We start from the raw sequence: 13,947 nt of genomic DNA on the forward strand, positions 1-13,947 counted from the left end.
CTTGTGCATGGGGGTCCTCCAGTAGGCTTGGAGGTGCAATATTGGCCGTTTCCGGCAAAATGAAGGCGCACCAACACGCTATGCGGACACCGCCTCCGGCATGGGCGGATCGGCAGGGGGCCCGGATGTGGCGCCCTTCGGGTCGGCAGTGCGGTCCGGGCCGCTCCGGGTACAGGCCGCAACGGCGGCCGCGCCGCAGGCGGCGATGAAGCCTCTTCGGCTGTGCATGAGATGTCCTTTCGGTCTGACGATGTCGGCGCCGGCGGCGCCGGGTTCGATGGTCGTCAGACCGTGCGCGGCGGATTGTGTGGCGGGCGGACGGCCCGGCCCTTCGCCATGCGGGAGCCCATAGGCCGCGACAGCCGGCCCGTCGCGGCCGGAGCGGCCGGCGCGCCGACCAGCGCCGGCGCCAGGACGTGGACACAGGAGGACCCGGCCACGAGCGCCGTCCGGCAGCGCCCCGCCGGCTTTGCTCCGGCATGGGTATCAACGGCGTCTTGCACCGCCACGGCCTCCGCCGGATCGGACCCGACGTCGGCCGCGCCCGCATAGGCCCCCCACGGCAGCAGCGCGAAGGCTAGAACGGCAATCAGGGCTTTGAAAACTCCGGACATCGGCACGGGCATCGCCCGTCACCGGGCTGAAGTCCATGCACGATGTCTTGAACCCCCGCGCGAGCTGCGAGATCGTGATGCAACCCGGCACCGGAATGCCGGATAGACCACGCGGCGTTCGGCGCAACGCGTATCCCGATGCTCAGAGGAGGCCCCCATGCTCAACGCGATGTCCCGCCCGTTGGTGCGGCTGATGGACCGTTACCTGCCCGATCCGTTCGTCTTCGTGGTCGTGCTGACGCTCGTCGCCGCGATTTCCGCGCTGATCTTCGAGGGCACCGCACCGCTCTCGGTCGTGGCGATGTGGGGGGACGGCTTCTGGTCCCTGCTGCAATTCTCCATGCAGATGCTGCTGGTGCTGGTCACCGGCTACATGATGGCCTCCACCCCGATCGTCCGCCGCGGGCTCGCCGCGCTCGCCGGTTTCGCCGACGGACCGGCAAAGGCGATCCTTCTGGTCAGCGTCGTGTCGCTCCTGGCCTCCTGGATCAACTGGGGCTTCGGGCTCGTGGTCGGCGCACTCTTCGCCAAGGAACTGGCGCGCGTGGTGCGGGTCGACTACCGGCTGCTCGTCGCCTCGGCCTATTCGGGCTTCATCGTCTGGCATGGCGGGCTCGCCGGCTCCATCCCGCTGTCGATCGCGACCGAAGGGCACCCCTTCGCCGACCAGATCGGCGTGGTCCCGACGAGCGAGACGATCTTTTCGTTCTACAACCTCGCCATCGTGGTCGCGCTCTTCATCGCGGTGCCGCTGATCAACCGCGCGATGCTGCCCAAAACCGAGGAAGAGAGCGTCTTCATCGACCCCAAGCTGCTCGAAGCAAACGATGCCGACGCCGATGACGGCCCGAAAACTCCGGCCGAGCGCGTGGAGACGAGCCGCGTGCTGCCGTTCTTCATCGGCGCCATGGGCGTCGCCTGGCTGTTGCAGCACTTCCTGACCGGCGGCGGGCTGGAACTCAACGTCATCAACTTTCTCTTCCTGACGCTCGCGATCCTGCTGCACGGCACGCCGCGCAACCTCCTGCGGTCGCTCTCCGAGGCGGTGAAGGGCGGCGCCGGGATCGTCATCCAGTTCCCGTTCTATGCCGGGATCATGGCGATCATGGTGGAGTCCGGCCTCGCCGCCTCGATCTCCGAAGGGCTCGTCGGATTTGCCACCGCCACCACCCTGCCCTTCTTCACCTTCCTGTCCGCCGGTATCGTGAACTTCTTCGTGCCGTCGGGCGGCGGGCAATGGGCGGTGCAGGCGCCGGTGATCATGCCCGCGGCCGAGGCAATCGGCCTCGATCAGGCGAAGGCGGCGATGGCCGTCGCCTGGGGCGACGCGTGGACCAACATGGTACAGCCGTTCTGGGCCCTGCCGATCCTCGGCATCGCCGGCCTGCGCGCCAAGGACATCATGGGGTTCTGCACCGTGCACCTGATCGTGTCGGGCGCGATCATCGCCATCGGCCTGACAATCCTCTGATCCCTGCGCTGCCGCCAAAACCGGCAGCGCAGCGGGAACCGGCCACCCCTACGGGCACGCGGCCGGTTTCCGCCGATAGCTCCGACCCGTCACGATGACGTGAGACGCAATGACGGGCATCTTCGGTCTACATCTCGGTCATCGTGAACCCACATGAGAGGGGAGAAGGCGATGAAGGCAGGACGGACAGGAATGAAGGTCATCACGCTCATCCAGGCCGCCGCTCTGGTGGTGCTGACGGTCCTCGGCGCCTACGCGGCGAGCGACGGTGCAGTGACCGGCGCGGATCCCGCGTGCTTCACCGAAGAAGAGGGCCGCTGCGCGCGGCCCTCCCACGGCGGCTGAGCGCCGCCCGCTCAGCTCGCCCCGGACAGCTCCGCGTTCCCCAGCGCCTCTTCCAGCGCCGGAACGAAACGCCGCTCGAAATCGGTGCCCACGAGCGGCCCCTGGAAGCGCATCAGCACCGTGCCGTCACCATCCACGATGAAGGTCTCCGGCGGCGCCGTGACGCCCCAGTCGATCGCCGTGCGTCCCTGCGGATCAAAGGCAACACCGGTGAACGGGCTCTGCTCTTCCCGCAGGTAGGTCAGCGCCGCGTTGGACTGATCCTTGAAGTTCACGCCGACGATGTCGATGCCCTCGGCCGCATAGTCCAGAAGCTGCGGATGCTCCGCCCGGCAAGGCGGGCACCAGCTCGCCCAGAAGTTCACCAGCGTCACCTCGCCCGAGGTCAGCATCTCCTGCCCGACGCGGGGGTAGCCCTCCAGCCCCTCGGGCGTGATCGCCGGCGCCGGCTGGCCGATCCGCGTCGAGGGCAGGCCCTGCGGATCCTCGCGATACATGCCCACATAGGCCAGTCCCGCGAAGGCCGCGAAGATGAGTGGCGGCAGGATCATGAGCGGCCGGATCTTCATCGCGCTGTCCTCCGCGTCTCAACCTTCCGAAGCGCCGCGCGCACCCGGCGCGCGCGCCACAGGCTCGCCCCCACCAGCGCCGCGATCAGCACCAGCGACACGCCGTAGGCCGACAGCACCGTGACGGCGTATTTCCCAAGATCCGGCATCATGCCATCCGCTCCCGTGCAAGGATCGCCCGCATCCGCCGCGCGCGGATCTCGGTCTGCGTGCGCAGGAAGACGAGCGCGACGAACAGCAGCACGAACCCCGCGATGCACACCAGAAGAGGCAACCAGAACACGTCCGCCACGTTCTCCTCGGCATCGAGCGACAGCGACGCGCCCTGGTGCAGCCCCTGGTTCCAGAAATTCACCGCGTAGCGCGACAGCAGCGCGAAGACCGACCCGACGAGGCAGAGGATCGAGGTCAGGTCCGCCGCGGCATCGTCATTCTCGATCGCCTCCCACAAGGCCATGTAGCCGAGATAGAACAGGAACAGGATCAGGAACGAGGTCAGCCGCGGATCCCAGGCCCACCAGGTACCCCACATCGGCTGCCCCCAGATCGCCCCCGTCGCCAGGGCGATCACCGTCATCGTCGCCCCCACCGGCGCCGCGGCGCGCGCGGCCAGCGCGCTCACGTGATGCCGCCGCACGATCCAGATCAGCGAGGCGACCAGCATCATCAGCCAGGCATTGATCGCCATCAGCGCCGCCGGCACGTGCAGGTAGATGATCTTGACCGTCGATCCCTGCCGGTAATCGTCCGGCGTGAAGAAAAACCCCCAGACCAGCCCGACAACGAGGCACAGCACCGCCGCCCCCGACAGGGCCGGCAGCACGCGGTCGGTCAGGCGGATGAACCGCACCGGGTTGGCGTATTCCCACAGCGACATGACCCGTAGCTACTCCCTCGCGTCCGGCCCGTACAAATCACATGTCCGGGCGCCGCTTGTCCAGTTCACCGCAGCGACACCCGCAGCACGGCAGCCGAGGCAAATGGCAGCAGGGCCAGTGCCCCCGCGCTGATCCCGCCCAACAGCATCAGCGGCGTCTCCACCGCCAGCCCCTCGGCACCGCGCCGTGCCGCCTCCGCCCCGAAGATCAGCGTCGGCACGTAAAGCGGCAGCACCAGGAGCGACATCAGCAGCCCGCCGCGCTTCAGCCCCACGGTCAGCGCGGCGCCGAACGCACCGATCACCGACAGCGCCGGCGTGCCGATCAGAAGCGATAAGAACAGCCAGAAGAATCCCGGCCCCGGCAGGCTCAGAAGCACGCCGAGCGCCGGCGCCGCCGCCACCAGCGGCAGCCCCGTGGTGAACCAGTGCGCCAGCGCCTTCACCGCCACCACCCCCTCGAGAGGCAAGGGCGCCGTCGCCAGCAGATCGAGAGAGCCGTCCTCGAAATCGAGCGCGAAGATCCGGTCGAGCGACAGCAGGCAGGCCAAGAGCGCACCGAGCCAAAGGATCCCCGGCGCGATACTCGCCAGCCGCCCGGTCTGCGGCCCCACCGCGAAGGGCACCAGCACCGTCACGATCAGGAAGAACGCGAGGCCCAGCCCGAAGCCGCCGCCGGCCCGCACCGCCAGCCGCAGATCGCGCCACAGAAGCGCCCTCACAGAAAGGCCTCGTCGCTGCCGGGCAGCGGCGCCATCGCCCGGTGCGCCGCCACGTCCAGCACCCGCGCCTCGCTCAGGCCGAGGTCGATATGGGTCGCGATCAGCGCCGCACCGCCCGCCCCGAGATGCCCCCGCACCGCCGCCGCGAACAGCGCCACCGAAGCCGCATCGAGCGACACGGTCGGCTCGTCCAGCACCCAGACCGGCCGCCCGGTGACCAGCATCCGCGCCAGCCCCAGCCGACGCTTCTGCCCAGCGCTGAGATTGCCGGCCCATCGGTCCGAAAGCGGCGCCAGCGCATAGGCCTCCATGGCCGCCTCGATCCCGCGCGTGCCGAAGGCCGCGGCCCAGAACGCAAGATTCTCCGCCACGCTGAGGTTCGCCTTCAGACCGTCCGCATGGCCCGAATAGGCCACACGCTCCGCACCCGACACCTCGCCTGCAAGGACCGGCTGCAGTCCGGACACGGCGCGCAGGAGCGTGGTCTTGCCCGACCCGTTCGGCCCGCGCAGCACCATTGCCTCGCCCGGCCCGAGCACGAGCCCGACGCCATCGAGCACTGGCACCCCGCCGCGCGCCACACTCACATCCCGAAGTTCCAGCATCATCGGTTGGCCTAGCCCCCGACCGAAACAACCACAAGCCCCTGCTTCTTTGGGCCCGAAATACTCCGGGAGCGCGAGGGCAGCGCCCTCGCAAATGGGGTTTGGGGGTCCTCCCCCAAACATCGTGGGCGCGCGTCAGCGCGCACCGCAAAGCTCAGACCGGCAGCACCGCCAGCGCCACGCGCCGGCCCTCGGACAGAAGCACGTTGTAGGTCCGACACGCCGAGGGGGAGTTCATCACCTCCACCCCGATGCCTTCCGCTTCCAGCTCGTCGCGCAGCCCCGATGGCAGATGCGCGATCTCCGGCCCGGTGCCGACGAACAGCACGTCGATCTCGGTCGCCAGACCGCGCAGCGTGTCGGCATCCTCGAGGCCGCCCCAGGCGCGCGTGCCCCGCGGCGACAGGCACAGCGGCCCGTCCACCGCCTTGCCGCCGACGCGGAAGAAACCGGGGCCGTAGCCCTCCACGGGCTCGGCATCGGTGAAGGTGATCTCGTTCAGGCGCATGTCCACGTCCCCCTTCAGTCCCGGACCGGCAAACCGGCCGCGATGGCTATCGCAATAATCACATATGCTGCAGTGCGGTAAAGTCCTTCGCGATCTGGTTGAAACAACCACGCCCCGAGTCGCGCGCCCAGCCCGTAGGGAACCGTCATGGCCAGCCCCAGCAGCACCGCGCGCGGGGTCAGCATGCCTTGCAGCGTCATCAGCGGCAGCAGCAGGGCGGTGGTGAATGTCAGGAAAACCAGCACGGTGGCCCGATTGCGGGCGGCACTGTCGCGGCCCGAGAGCTGAAACAGGATCATTACCGGTCCCATCAACCCGGTGGCCCCGCCCACGAACCCGGTAGCGGCTCCGATCCCGGCCCGCGCCGCGACACCGGGCCGCAGGGCATGGCGCCAGCCCGAGACCAGTGCCGCCAGCGTGACCGCCGCCACGAGCACCACCCCCCAGCGCAGCGCCTCGACGTCGCCGCGGCGCAGCACCCAAAGGCCCGCCGGGGCGGCCAGGACGGCCCCGGCGATCATCACCGCCAGCCCCCGCGTGTCGGCATCCCGCAGCGCGCGCGGCACCACGGTGACCAGCGACGAGGCGGCCGAGACGCTGAACGCCGCGACGGCGATCTCCGGCGGGACCAGCGCGGCGGCGACCGGCATGAAGATCAGCGCGGAGCCGAAGCCTGCGAAGCCGTAGACGCCGCCCGCGACAAAGGTGGTGGCAAGGATCCAGCCCAGCCCCGGCAGCTCCAGGAGCTGCCGGAGAAGGTCAGGCATCGACGTCAGCGAACTGGTTGCCGGTCGGGTTGTCGGGCTTGGACCAGTCGCGCTTGACCCCGAGGCGGTAGAGCATCGCCGAGGCCACGAAGATCGACGAATAGGTCCCGATGATCACGCCCCACGTCATCGCGAAGACGAAGCCCCGGATCACGTCCCCGCCCAGCACCAGCAGCGAGATCAGCGCCAGCAGCGTCGTCAGCGAGGTCATCAGCGTCCGGCTCAGAGTCTCGTTGATGGAGATGTTGAGCACTTCCTTCAGCGGGCGCTTCTTGTACTTGATGAGGTTCTCGCGCACCCGGTCGAAGACCACCACGGTGTCGTTCAGCGAATAGCCCACGATGGTCAGCAGCGCCGCGATGATGGCCAAGTCGAAGCGGATCTGCAGCTCCGAGAAGATGCCGATGGTCAGCGCCACGTCGTGCACGAGCGCGACAACCGCGCCGACGGCAAACTGCCATTCGAAGCGCAGCCAGATGTAGACCAGCACCGCCCCGATCGCGAGCAGCACCGCGATCACGGCCGTCTGGATCAGTTCCGACGACACTTTCGGCCCGACCGAGGATACGGAGGTGAAGCGGATGTCCGGCGCCACCTCTTGCAGCGCGGCCTCGACCGCGGCGATGGTTTCCTGGCTCACTGCCTCCACGTCGTCCTGCGGGGCGATGCGCACCATGGCGACGTTCTCGTCCGGCCCGAAGGACGGATCGAACACCTCGGAGATCACCACATCGCCGAGCTCGAGCCCCTGCATCGCGTCGCGGTAGGCGCCGACATCGACCGGCTCCGCGCTTTCGGTGCGGATCGTCGTACCGCCGCGGAAATCGATGCCGTAGTTGAGCCCCTGCAGGAAGAACGAGGTCAGAGCGACCACGATCAGCACCGCCGAAATCCCCAGCCACAGCTTCGTGCGGCTGAAAAAATCGATGCTCGTCTCGTCGGGGACCAGTTTCAGGCGCATGGGTCTCTCCTCAGACCGTGATCGTCTTCGGACGGCGGCGTTCGAACCAGGTCACGATCAGCAGACGGGTGACGAAGACCGCGGTGAAGACCGAGGTGCAGATCCCGAAGCCGAGCGTGATGGCGAAGCCCCGCACCGGGCCGGAGCCCATGGCGAAGAGGATGATCGCGGTGATGATCGTGGTGATGTTGGCGTCGACGATAGCCGACAGCGCCTTTTCGTAGCCGCGCTCGATGGCGCGGGCCGGGCCACGGGCGGTTTTCAGTTCCTCCCGGATACGCTCGAAGACCAGCACGTTGGCGTCGACCGCCATGCCGACGGTCAGCACGATCCCGGCGATCCCCGGCAGCGTCAGCGTCGCCCCGATGAGGCTCAGAAGCCCGAAGAGCAGCCCGATATTGAGGATCAGCGCGATGTTCGCGAAGATCCCGAACAGGCCGTAGCACAGCACCATGAAGACCAGCACCAGCGCGAAGGCGACGAGCGTGGCGATGCGCCCCGCCTCGATCGAATCCGCGCCGAGCTCCGGCCCGATGGTCCGCTCTTCGAGGAAGTCGAGCCCCGCCGGCAGCGCGCCGGCGCGCAGAAGGACGGCGAGGTTGGTGGATTCCTCGATGCTGAAATCGCCGGTGATGATGCCCGAGCCGCCGGGAATGTGGCTCTGGATCACCGGGGCGGAAATCACCTCGTCGTCGAGCACGATGGCGAAGGGCGATCCGATATTGGCCGCCGTGTAATCTCCGAAGGCTCGCGCCCCTTGCGTGTTGAAACGGAAATTCACCGCCGGCCGGCTGTTCTGGTCGAAGGTCGGCTGCGCGTCGACAAGCTGCTCGCCGGTGACGACGGGGGAGCGTTCCAGCGTGTAATACAGCCCCTCCTCATCGAGCGAGGGCAGGATCTCCTCTCCGACGCCGGGATCGGCGTCCGGGTCGGTGCCGCGATTGACGACCGGCTGGAAGGTCAGCTGCGCGGTGGTGCCGATGATCTCCTTGAGCTCCTGCGCCGATCCGATGCCGGGCACCTGGATCAGGATCCGCTGTGCCCCCTGCCGCTGGATCGTCGGCTCGCGGGTGCCGACCTCGTCGATGCGGCGGCGGATGATCTCGAGCGCCTGCTGGAGCGTACGCTCGTCCGTGGCCGCGCGTTCGGCCTCCGACAGCGTGACGGTGATGACCCCGTCCGCGCCGCTCACCTCGATGTTCTGCGCGCCGCCCTGGGGCAGCGCGGTGGTGGAACTGACCGGCTGCGCCAGGTCGCGTACCGCCTGCAGCGCCGCGCCCTGGCCCGAGGGATCGGAAATCGCGATGCGCAGCACATCCGGTGGGCTGTTCTGCAACCGGATCGTGCCGATCTCGTCCCGCAGGGGCCGCAGCGCATCGCGGATCTGTGGCCAGAGGCTCTCGAGCCGTGCGGCATAGACGTCCTGAACCCGCACCTCGGCCAGCAGATGCGCACCGCCGCGCAGGTCGAGCCCGAGATTGACCAGCCCCGAGGGCAGGAAATCGGGCCAGCCCGACGCTTGCTCGCGCAATTCGTCGGTCGACCCCTGCCGCTCGATCGCGGCAACGGCGTCGTTGTGCTGCTCCACCCGGTTGTAGAACAGGTTGGGCGCGGCAAGGGCGATCCCGGCGGCCACCGCCGCCCAGATCATCACGCGCTTCCAGAGGTCGATCTGCAACATGCGGAAAACCGCCTTGGGCTCGGGGGCTTACGCCCCGGTCTTCACGTCGCCGACGTTACGCGTCGGTGTTGGCGGGCTCGGTCTTGGACAGGACCTGCGCGACGGTGTTCTGCACCACGCGCACCTTCACGCCCTCGGCCAGCTCGACGTCGAGCTCGTTGTTTTCCTTGACCTTCACGACCTTGCCGATCAACCCGCCCTGGGTGACCACCTGGTCGCCGCGGCGCAGGCTCTGGACCATCTTCTGATGATCCTTGAGCTTCTTCTGCTGCGGACGGATCAGCAGGAAATACATGATCGCGAAGATCAGGATGAGCGGGATGAATTGGGCGATCGCGCTGCCTTCCATCGAGGGGCTCCTGTAGCTCTGGGATGCGCGGGACGAGGGGCGGCCCGCAAAGTTGCGCGGAAACTATGGCGGGGCTGCATCCGATGCAAGCCGATGCCGCCGGCCGCGCCGATCGGCCGCGTCCGGGGCCCCGGCGCCGCCCCAAGAATGGGGTTTTGTTCGCAGGACCGAGTGAGTAAGAGGTTCGCGCGCGGCGCTCCGGCCCCGCCCCGAATGCGCGACAGAAGGCAGCCCCAACGTGTCGAAACTTGCAGACATCGTGACAGAGTTCGAAGCCTCGGTCTCCGCCGACATGGACGATCAGGCGCTGAAGCAGCTTCGCGCCGCATATCTCGGCCGCAATGGCGCCATCGCCGCCTTCCGTTCCACCGTCGACTTCGCGTCCCTTTCGCCGGAAGAGCGCGCCGCCCTCGGCAAGGAGCTGAACGAGGCCACCGCGCGGATCGAGGCCGGCATCGCGGCCGCCAAGGACAAGGACGGTCCGACCTCCAATGCCCCGGCCGTGGATTTCGACACCACGCTGCCGCCGATGACCAGCGGAATCGGAGCGATCCACCCGATCACCGCCGCGCAGATGGAAATCGAGGACATCTTCCGCGGGATGGGCTTTCGCACCTATAACGGCGAAGAGGCGGTGACGGAGTTCAAGAACTTCGACGCGCTCAACATCCCCGCCGACCATCCGGCACGCGACATGCAGGATACGTTCTGGCTCGAGAACGGGATGGTGCTGCGCACGCACACCTCGTCGATGCAGAACGAGGCGATGCGCGATTTCGGCGTGCCGGTGCGCGCCATCTTCCCCGGCCGCTGCTACCGCAACGAGGCCACGGACGCGACGCACGAGAACACGTTCTACCAACTCGAAGGGCTTTACATCGACGAGGGCGTGACCGTCGCCAACCTCATCGCGGTGATGAAAGAACTGCTCGACCAGGTGTTCGGCCGTGACGTGAAGGTGCGCCTGCGCCCCGGCTACTTCCCGTTCGTGGAGCCGGGCTTCGAGCTCGACTTCTGGACCGAGATCAACGGCAAGTGGCGCTGGCTCGAACTCATGCCCTGCGGGATGGTCCACCGCGAGGTGCTGAAACATGCCGGTGTCGATCCCGACCGCTATTCCGGCTTCGCCTTCGGGCTGGGTCTGACCCGCCTCGCCATGCTGAAATTCGGGGTGCAGGACGCGCGCCTGTTCAACAAGGGCAGCCTGAGCTTCGCCCGTCAGTTTACCGCGACGCTCTGATCCGCCCTTCCGCGCCCCTCGAACCGAACGTGCTGACATGAAAATCTCGCTCAACTGGATCTCCGATTTCGTCGACGTCTCGGGCATCTCGCCCGAGGAATTCGGCGACCGGATCACCATCCACACCGCCGAGGTCGACGAGATCGAGGAACAGGTGGTGGAAACCGCCCGCATCGCCGCGGTGCGCGTCACCGACGTCACGAAGCTCGATCTGCCGGACCGCCCCGGCCTCACCGCCGTCACGCTGGAGACCGGCGAGGGCCCGGCCCGCACCGTCTGCGGCGCGCCGAACGTGCGCGCGGGCATGATCGCGCTCGCCGCCTTCCCCGGCGCCACCCTGTCGATGGGCAAGAGCGTGGAGAGCGGCGAGATCGCCGGCCATCCCTCCGAGGTCATGCTCTGCTCGGCCAAGGAGCTCGGGCTCTGGGATAACCACGAGATCATCGTGGAGCTGCCCACCTCCGTCGCGCCGGGCACCGGTCTTGCCGACCTGATCCAGCCGCGCGACACGCTGCTGGAGATCGACAACAAGTCGCTGACCCACCGCCCCGACCTCTGGGGTCAGTACGGTTTCGCGCGCGAGCTGGCCGCGATCCTGTCGCGCGACCTCGCCCCGCTGCCGGTCAGCGACGCGCTCGACGCCGCCGGGCTGCCGCAGGTGGACATCGCCGTCGACGCGCCCGACGTGGTGCCGTTCTTCTCGGCCGCCGGGCTGCGGGTGCCGCAGGCGCGCGTCGCGCCGCTGACGATGCGGCATCGGCTCGGCCTCGTGTCCTCGCCCTCGCGCGACATCCTCGTGGACGTGTCCAACTACGTCCAGTTCGAGCTCGGCCAGCCCTCGCACTGCTTCGACGCGCGCATCGTTCCGTCGTTGCGCGTGGACCGTGTCGGTGCCGCGCGGCAGTTCACCTCGCTCGACGACGAGACGCACGAGGTCGCCGCGGAGGACCTGATGATCTTCTCGGGCGACGAGCCGGTTGGTCTTGCCGGTGTCATCGGCGGCGCCAATTCCCGCATCGCGCCCGACACGCAGGACGTCACGCTGGAATGCGCCAATTTCGACGGCACGCGCATCCGCCGCACCGCCGCGCGCCTCGGCATCCGCACGGACGCGAGCCAGCGCTACGAGAAGAAGCTTCCTGTCGCTTTCGCCGATCAGGCGCCGGGACGTATCTTCAAGCTTTTGCAGGACGCCGTGCCCGAGACCGAGGCGACCGCGCAGCGCACTATCCTGCGCCGGGACGCGACCGAGCCGCGCCGCATCCACGTCGCCGCCGGGGCCATGACCCGCCGTGCCGGGGCCGACATCCCTGACGCCCAGTCTCAAGGCCTCCTGCGCTCCATCGGCTTCGGCTGCGAGGACGCGCGGGACGGCTACACCGTCACCGTGCCCGAATTCCGCGGCGAGGCCGACATCACCACCTGGGAGGACCTCTCCGAGGAGGTCATGCGCCTGTTCGGCTATCACAACATCACGCCCGAGATGCCGGGCCCGCAGATCGGCACGCCGGATTTCAACATCCGCATCCGCGGCCAGCACCGCGCCCGTCGCATCCTGTCGCAAAGCTACGGCTTCGCGGAGGTGAAGACCTATGGCTGGCACTCGAAGGACTGGCTTTCCAAGCTCGGCTTCGAACGCCGCCATGCGCCGCTGACCATCGTCAACCCGCGCGGCAGCGACACCGCCGACATGCGCGACACGCTGATCCCCAACCTGCTGATGGTCGCCAACGAGAACCGGCGCCAGGCGCAGGCCTTCCGCGTCTACGAGATCGGCAAGGTGTTCTGGATAGAAGCGGGCGAGAAGGTGGAGTTTAACCGCCTCGCCGGCCTGATGGTGAACCAGCGCAAGAAGGCGAGCGCGCGCGACAGCTTCTTCGAGCTGCGCCGCGCGCTGGAGGATATCGCCGTCGCCGCCAACCACCCCGGCTTCGACGCCTGGCACATCGCGGCCGAGGACCGGGAGGGGCCGTGGCAGGACGGCTCTGCCGTGGCGCTGCGGATCGGGGACCGCACCATCGGCACGATGGGGGTGCTGCCACAAAAGCTGGTCAAGACGTGCCTCGACGCGGGCCACGCGATCTGGTTCGAGATCGACATCGACGAGATGGCCACCGATCTCTATCCCGCGCACCAGCACCGGGCCGACACCCCCTTCCCGGGCTCGCGCCAGGATTTCACCTTCTCCTGGCCCGTGGCCGAGGGCTACAGCAAGCTTCACGCGGTGCTCGCGGCATACGAGAACCCGCTCCTCGCGGACTGGCGGCTCACGGACGCCTTCCACAAGCCGGGCGAGGCGAAGGCGAACTACACCTTCTACTTCCACGTCCAGCGCCCGGATCGGACCGTGACGTCCGACGATATCGCGGAATTCCGCGCAGACCTCCTGCGCTATCTCGAAGAGCGCAAGGTCGAGAGCCTGTCGACCTGACACGCGCCTGCCGGCCGCCCCCGCGGGCGACCGGCAGACGGTGTCCGAAACGCCGCGCGGAGATCGCGGCCCTTTCCCGCCGCGCACCCGCGCCTAACTCCGCCCCATGCGGCCCATTCTGATCCTTCTCGCGGCACTCATGGCCGCCCCGGCGCTTGCGCAGGACGCCATCGGCCGCGTGAACATCGCCGGCTACAACACGCGCGGCATGTGCACCGGCACGCTGGTGGCGCCGCGCGTGGTGCTGACCGCGGCGCATTGCGTCCTCGGCCCGGACGGCGCGCGGCGCAACCTGTCGGACATGGTCTTCGTCGCCGGCTGGGACGGCGCGGGCCATGCCGGCGCCACCCGCATCGACGGCGCCGAGGTTCATCCCGCCGCGACAGACTCGGGCGGCATCGACGTGGCCCACGACCTCGCTCTTCTGCGCCTGTCGCAGCCGTTGGACCTTGCGCCCCTGCCGCTCGGCACCGCGCCGCCCGAGGGGCCGTTCGCGCTCGCCGGCTACACCCGCACGCGCCCGCACCGGCTGTCGCGCAGCGAAGGCTGCACCGGCACGCCCGGGCCGGTCTGGCGCATCGGCTGCACCATCGAGCGCGGGCAATCCGGCGGCCCGGTGCTTTTCGGAACGGACGCGCCGCACATCGTTGCGGTGATCTCCGCCCGAAGCGGGGACGGCGCGCTCGCGGTGCCGGTGGACGGCTGGGTGCGCCGGACACTGGCCCGGCTGCACTGATCGCGCCCCCTCGCCCCTACACCTCGCCCCGCCTTTGCGGCATAACGGCGCGGAATCACATGGGAGCCTGA

At 68.5% G+C, this 13,947-nt stretch carries 16 protein-coding genes; 5 read left to right on the plus strand and 11 right to left on the minus strand.

The annotated features are described in order from the left end of the window. Positions 1 to 284: 284 nt before the first annotated feature. Positions 285 to 626: a hypothetical protein gene (locus tag F3H57_RS11830; protein ID WP_149756129.1), complete on the minus strand. Its 342-nt coding sequence runs from the start codon at positions 624 to 626 to the stop codon at positions 285 to 287. A gap of 145 nt (positions 627 to 771) precedes the next feature. On the opposite strand from F3H57_RS11830, the gene F3H57_RS11835 reads away from it, so the two are divergent. Next, on the plus strand, positions 772 to 2,085 hold the full coding sequence (locus F3H57_RS11835; protein WP_149756130.1) for a short-chain fatty acid transporter: 1,314 nt from the start codon (positions 772 to 774) through the stop codon (positions 2,083 to 2,085). Between the two features lie 192 nt (positions 2,086 to 2,277). Then, on the plus strand, positions 2,278 to 2,430 hold the full coding sequence (locus F3H57_RS22240) for a hypothetical protein (RefSeq protein WP_188129671.1): 153 nt from the start codon (positions 2,278 to 2,280) through the stop codon (positions 2,428 to 2,430). Positions 2,431 to 2,441: 11 nt separating this feature from the next. On the opposite strand, the gene F3H57_RS11840 is transcribed toward F3H57_RS22240, so the two are convergent. From F3H57_RS11840 to yajC, 10 genes are all read right to left on the minus strand, one after another. Next, complete coding sequence (locus F3H57_RS11840; RefSeq protein ID WP_223163063.1) at positions 2,442 to 2,999, minus strand: DsbE family thiol:disulfide interchange protein; 558 nt, start codon at positions 2,997 to 2,999, stop codon at positions 2,442 to 2,444. Continuing rightward, entirely contained in the window at positions 2,996 to 3,151 is a 156-nt protein-coding gene (gene ccmD, locus F3H57_RS11845) for a heme exporter protein CcmD (protein WP_149756131.1), read from the minus strand. Before ccmD ends, F3H57_RS11840 begins: the two co-directional genes overlap by 4 nt. Further along, positions 3,148 to 3,876, minus strand: a complete 729-nt coding sequence (locus tag F3H57_RS11850; protein ID WP_149756132.1) for a heme ABC transporter permease — start codon at positions 3,874 to 3,876, stop codon at positions 3,148 to 3,150. Before F3H57_RS11850 ends, ccmD begins: the two co-directional genes overlap by 4 nt. Positions 3,877 to 3,941: 65 nt before the next feature. Continuing rightward, the gene (gene ccmB, locus F3H57_RS11855) at positions 3,942 to 4,598 is read right to left on the minus strand and encodes a heme exporter protein CcmB (protein ID WP_149756133.1); all 657 of its coding nucleotides are present in this window, start codon (positions 4,596 to 4,598) and stop codon (positions 3,942 to 3,944) included. Then, on the minus strand, positions 4,595 to 5,206 hold the full coding sequence (gene ccmA / locus F3H57_RS11860) for a heme ABC exporter ATP-binding protein CcmA (protein ID WP_149756134.1): 612 nt from the start codon (positions 5,204 to 5,206) through the stop codon (positions 4,595 to 4,597). Before ccmA ends, ccmB begins: the two co-directional genes overlap by 4 nt. 151 nt (positions 5,207 to 5,357) lie before the next feature. Next, positions 5,358 to 5,711: an Mth938-like domain-containing protein gene (locus F3H57_RS11865; protein WP_149756135.1), complete on the minus strand. Its 354-nt coding sequence runs from the start codon at positions 5,709 to 5,711 to the stop codon at positions 5,358 to 5,360. 14 nt (positions 5,712 to 5,725) lie between these two features. Next, the gene (locus tag F3H57_RS11870) at positions 5,726 to 6,478 is read right to left on the minus strand and encodes a sulfite exporter TauE/SafE family protein (RefSeq protein WP_149756136.1); all 753 of its coding nucleotides are present in this window, start codon (positions 6,476 to 6,478) and stop codon (positions 5,726 to 5,728) included. Continuing rightward, a complete protein-coding gene (gene secF / locus F3H57_RS11875; RefSeq protein WP_149756137.1) occupies positions 6,471 to 7,439 on the minus strand; it encodes a protein translocase subunit SecF in 969 nt (322 codons plus the stop codon). Before secF ends, F3H57_RS11870 begins: the two co-directional genes overlap by 8 nt. A gap of 10 nt (positions 7,440 to 7,449) precedes the next feature. Beyond that, positions 7,450 to 9,120: a protein translocase subunit SecD gene (secD, locus tag F3H57_RS11880; protein ID WP_149756138.1), complete on the minus strand. Its 1,671-nt coding sequence runs from the start codon at positions 9,118 to 9,120 to the stop codon at positions 7,450 to 7,452. A gap of 55 nt (positions 9,121 to 9,175) precedes the next feature. After that, the gene (gene yajC / locus F3H57_RS11885) at positions 9,176 to 9,469 is read right to left on the minus strand and encodes a preprotein translocase subunit YajC (RefSeq protein ID WP_149756139.1); all 294 of its coding nucleotides are present in this window, start codon (positions 9,467 to 9,469) and stop codon (positions 9,176 to 9,178) included. A 238-nt stretch (positions 9,470 to 9,707) separates the two neighbouring features. On the opposite strand from yajC, the gene pheS reads away from it, so the two are divergent. The 3 genes from pheS (at position 9,708) to F3H57_RS11900 (ending at position 13,876) form a co-directional block, all read left to right on the plus strand. Continuing rightward, complete coding sequence (gene pheS / locus F3H57_RS11890; RefSeq protein WP_149756140.1) at positions 9,708 to 10,709, plus strand: phenylalanine--tRNA ligase subunit alpha; 1,002 nt, start codon at positions 9,708 to 9,710, stop codon at positions 10,707 to 10,709. A gap of 37 nt (positions 10,710 to 10,746) precedes the next feature. Continuing rightward, positions 10,747 to 13,140: a phenylalanine--tRNA ligase subunit beta gene (pheT, locus tag F3H57_RS11895; RefSeq protein ID WP_149756141.1), complete on the plus strand. Its 2,394-nt coding sequence runs from the start codon at positions 10,747 to 10,749 to the stop codon at positions 13,138 to 13,140. A 106-nt stretch (positions 13,141 to 13,246) separates the two neighbouring features. Further along, positions 13,247 to 13,876 carry a trypsin-like serine peptidase gene (locus tag F3H57_RS11900; RefSeq protein ID WP_149756142.1) on the plus strand — a complete coding sequence of 210 codons (630 nt, stop codon included), beginning with the start codon at positions 13,247 to 13,249 and terminating at the stop codon, positions 13,874 to 13,876. The last annotated feature ends 71 nt before the right edge of the window (positions 13,877 to 13,947 follow it).

The sequence above is a fragment of the Roseivivax sediminis genome, from assembly GCF_900112685.1.
GTDB lineage: Bacteria > Pseudomonadota > Alphaproteobacteria > Rhodobacterales > Rhodobacteraceae > Roseivivax > Roseivivax sediminis.

What these genes read in the sequence shown, in the direction of transcription:
- ccmA (WP_149756134.1), bottom strand. Translation starts at nt 5,206, where the DNA reads ATGATGCTGGAACTTCGGGATGTGAGTGTGGCGCGCGGCGGGGTGCCA.
- pheT (WP_149756141.1), top strand. Translation starts at nt 10,747, where the DNA reads ATGAAAATCTCGCTCAACTGGATCTCCGATTTCGTCGACGTCTCGGGC.
- F3H57_RS11870 (WP_149756136.1), bottom strand. Translation starts at nt 6,478, where the DNA reads ATGCCTGACCTTCTCCGGCAGCTCCTGGAGCTGCCGGGGCTGGGCTGG.
- F3H57_RS11840 (WP_223163063.1), bottom strand. Translation starts at nt 2,999, where the DNA reads ATGAAGATCCGGCCGCTCATGATCCTGCCGCCACTCATCTTCGCGGCC.
- secD (WP_149756138.1), bottom strand. Translation starts at nt 9,120, where the DNA reads ATGTTGCAGATCGACCTCTGGAAGCGCGTGATGATCTGGGCGGCGGTG.
- F3H57_RS11830 (WP_149756129.1), bottom strand. Translation starts at nt 626, where the DNA reads ATGCCCGTGCCGATGTCCGGAGTTTTCAAAGCCCTGATTGCCGTTCTA.
- F3H57_RS11865 (WP_149756135.1), bottom strand. Translation starts at nt 5,711, where the DNA reads ATGCGCCTGAACGAGATCACCTTCACCGATGCCGAGCCCGTGGAGGGC.
- secF (WP_149756137.1), bottom strand. Translation starts at nt 7,439, where the DNA reads ATGCGCCTGAAACTGGTCCCCGACGAGACGAGCATCGATTTTTTCAGC.
- ccmD (WP_149756131.1), bottom strand. Translation starts at nt 3,151, where the DNA reads ATGATGCCGGATCTTGGGAAATACGCCGTCACGGTGCTGTCGGCCTAC.
- F3H57_RS11850 (WP_149756132.1), bottom strand. Translation starts at nt 3,876, where the DNA reads ATGTCGCTGTGGGAATACGCCAACCCGGTGCGGTTCATCCGCCTGACC.
- yajC (WP_149756139.1), bottom strand. Translation starts at nt 9,469, where the DNA reads ATGGAAGGCAGCGCGATCGCCCAATTCATCCCGCTCATCCTGATCTTC.
- F3H57_RS11835 (WP_149756130.1), top strand. Translation starts at nt 772, where the DNA reads ATGCTCAACGCGATGTCCCGCCCGTTGGTGCGGCTGATGGACCGTTAC.
- F3H57_RS22240 (WP_188129671.1), top strand. Translation starts at nt 2,278, where the DNA reads ATGAAGGTCATCACGCTCATCCAGGCCGCCGCTCTGGTGGTGCTGACG.
- F3H57_RS11900 (WP_149756142.1), top strand. Translation starts at nt 13,247, where the DNA reads ATGCGGCCCATTCTGATCCTTCTCGCGGCACTCATGGCCGCCCCGGCG.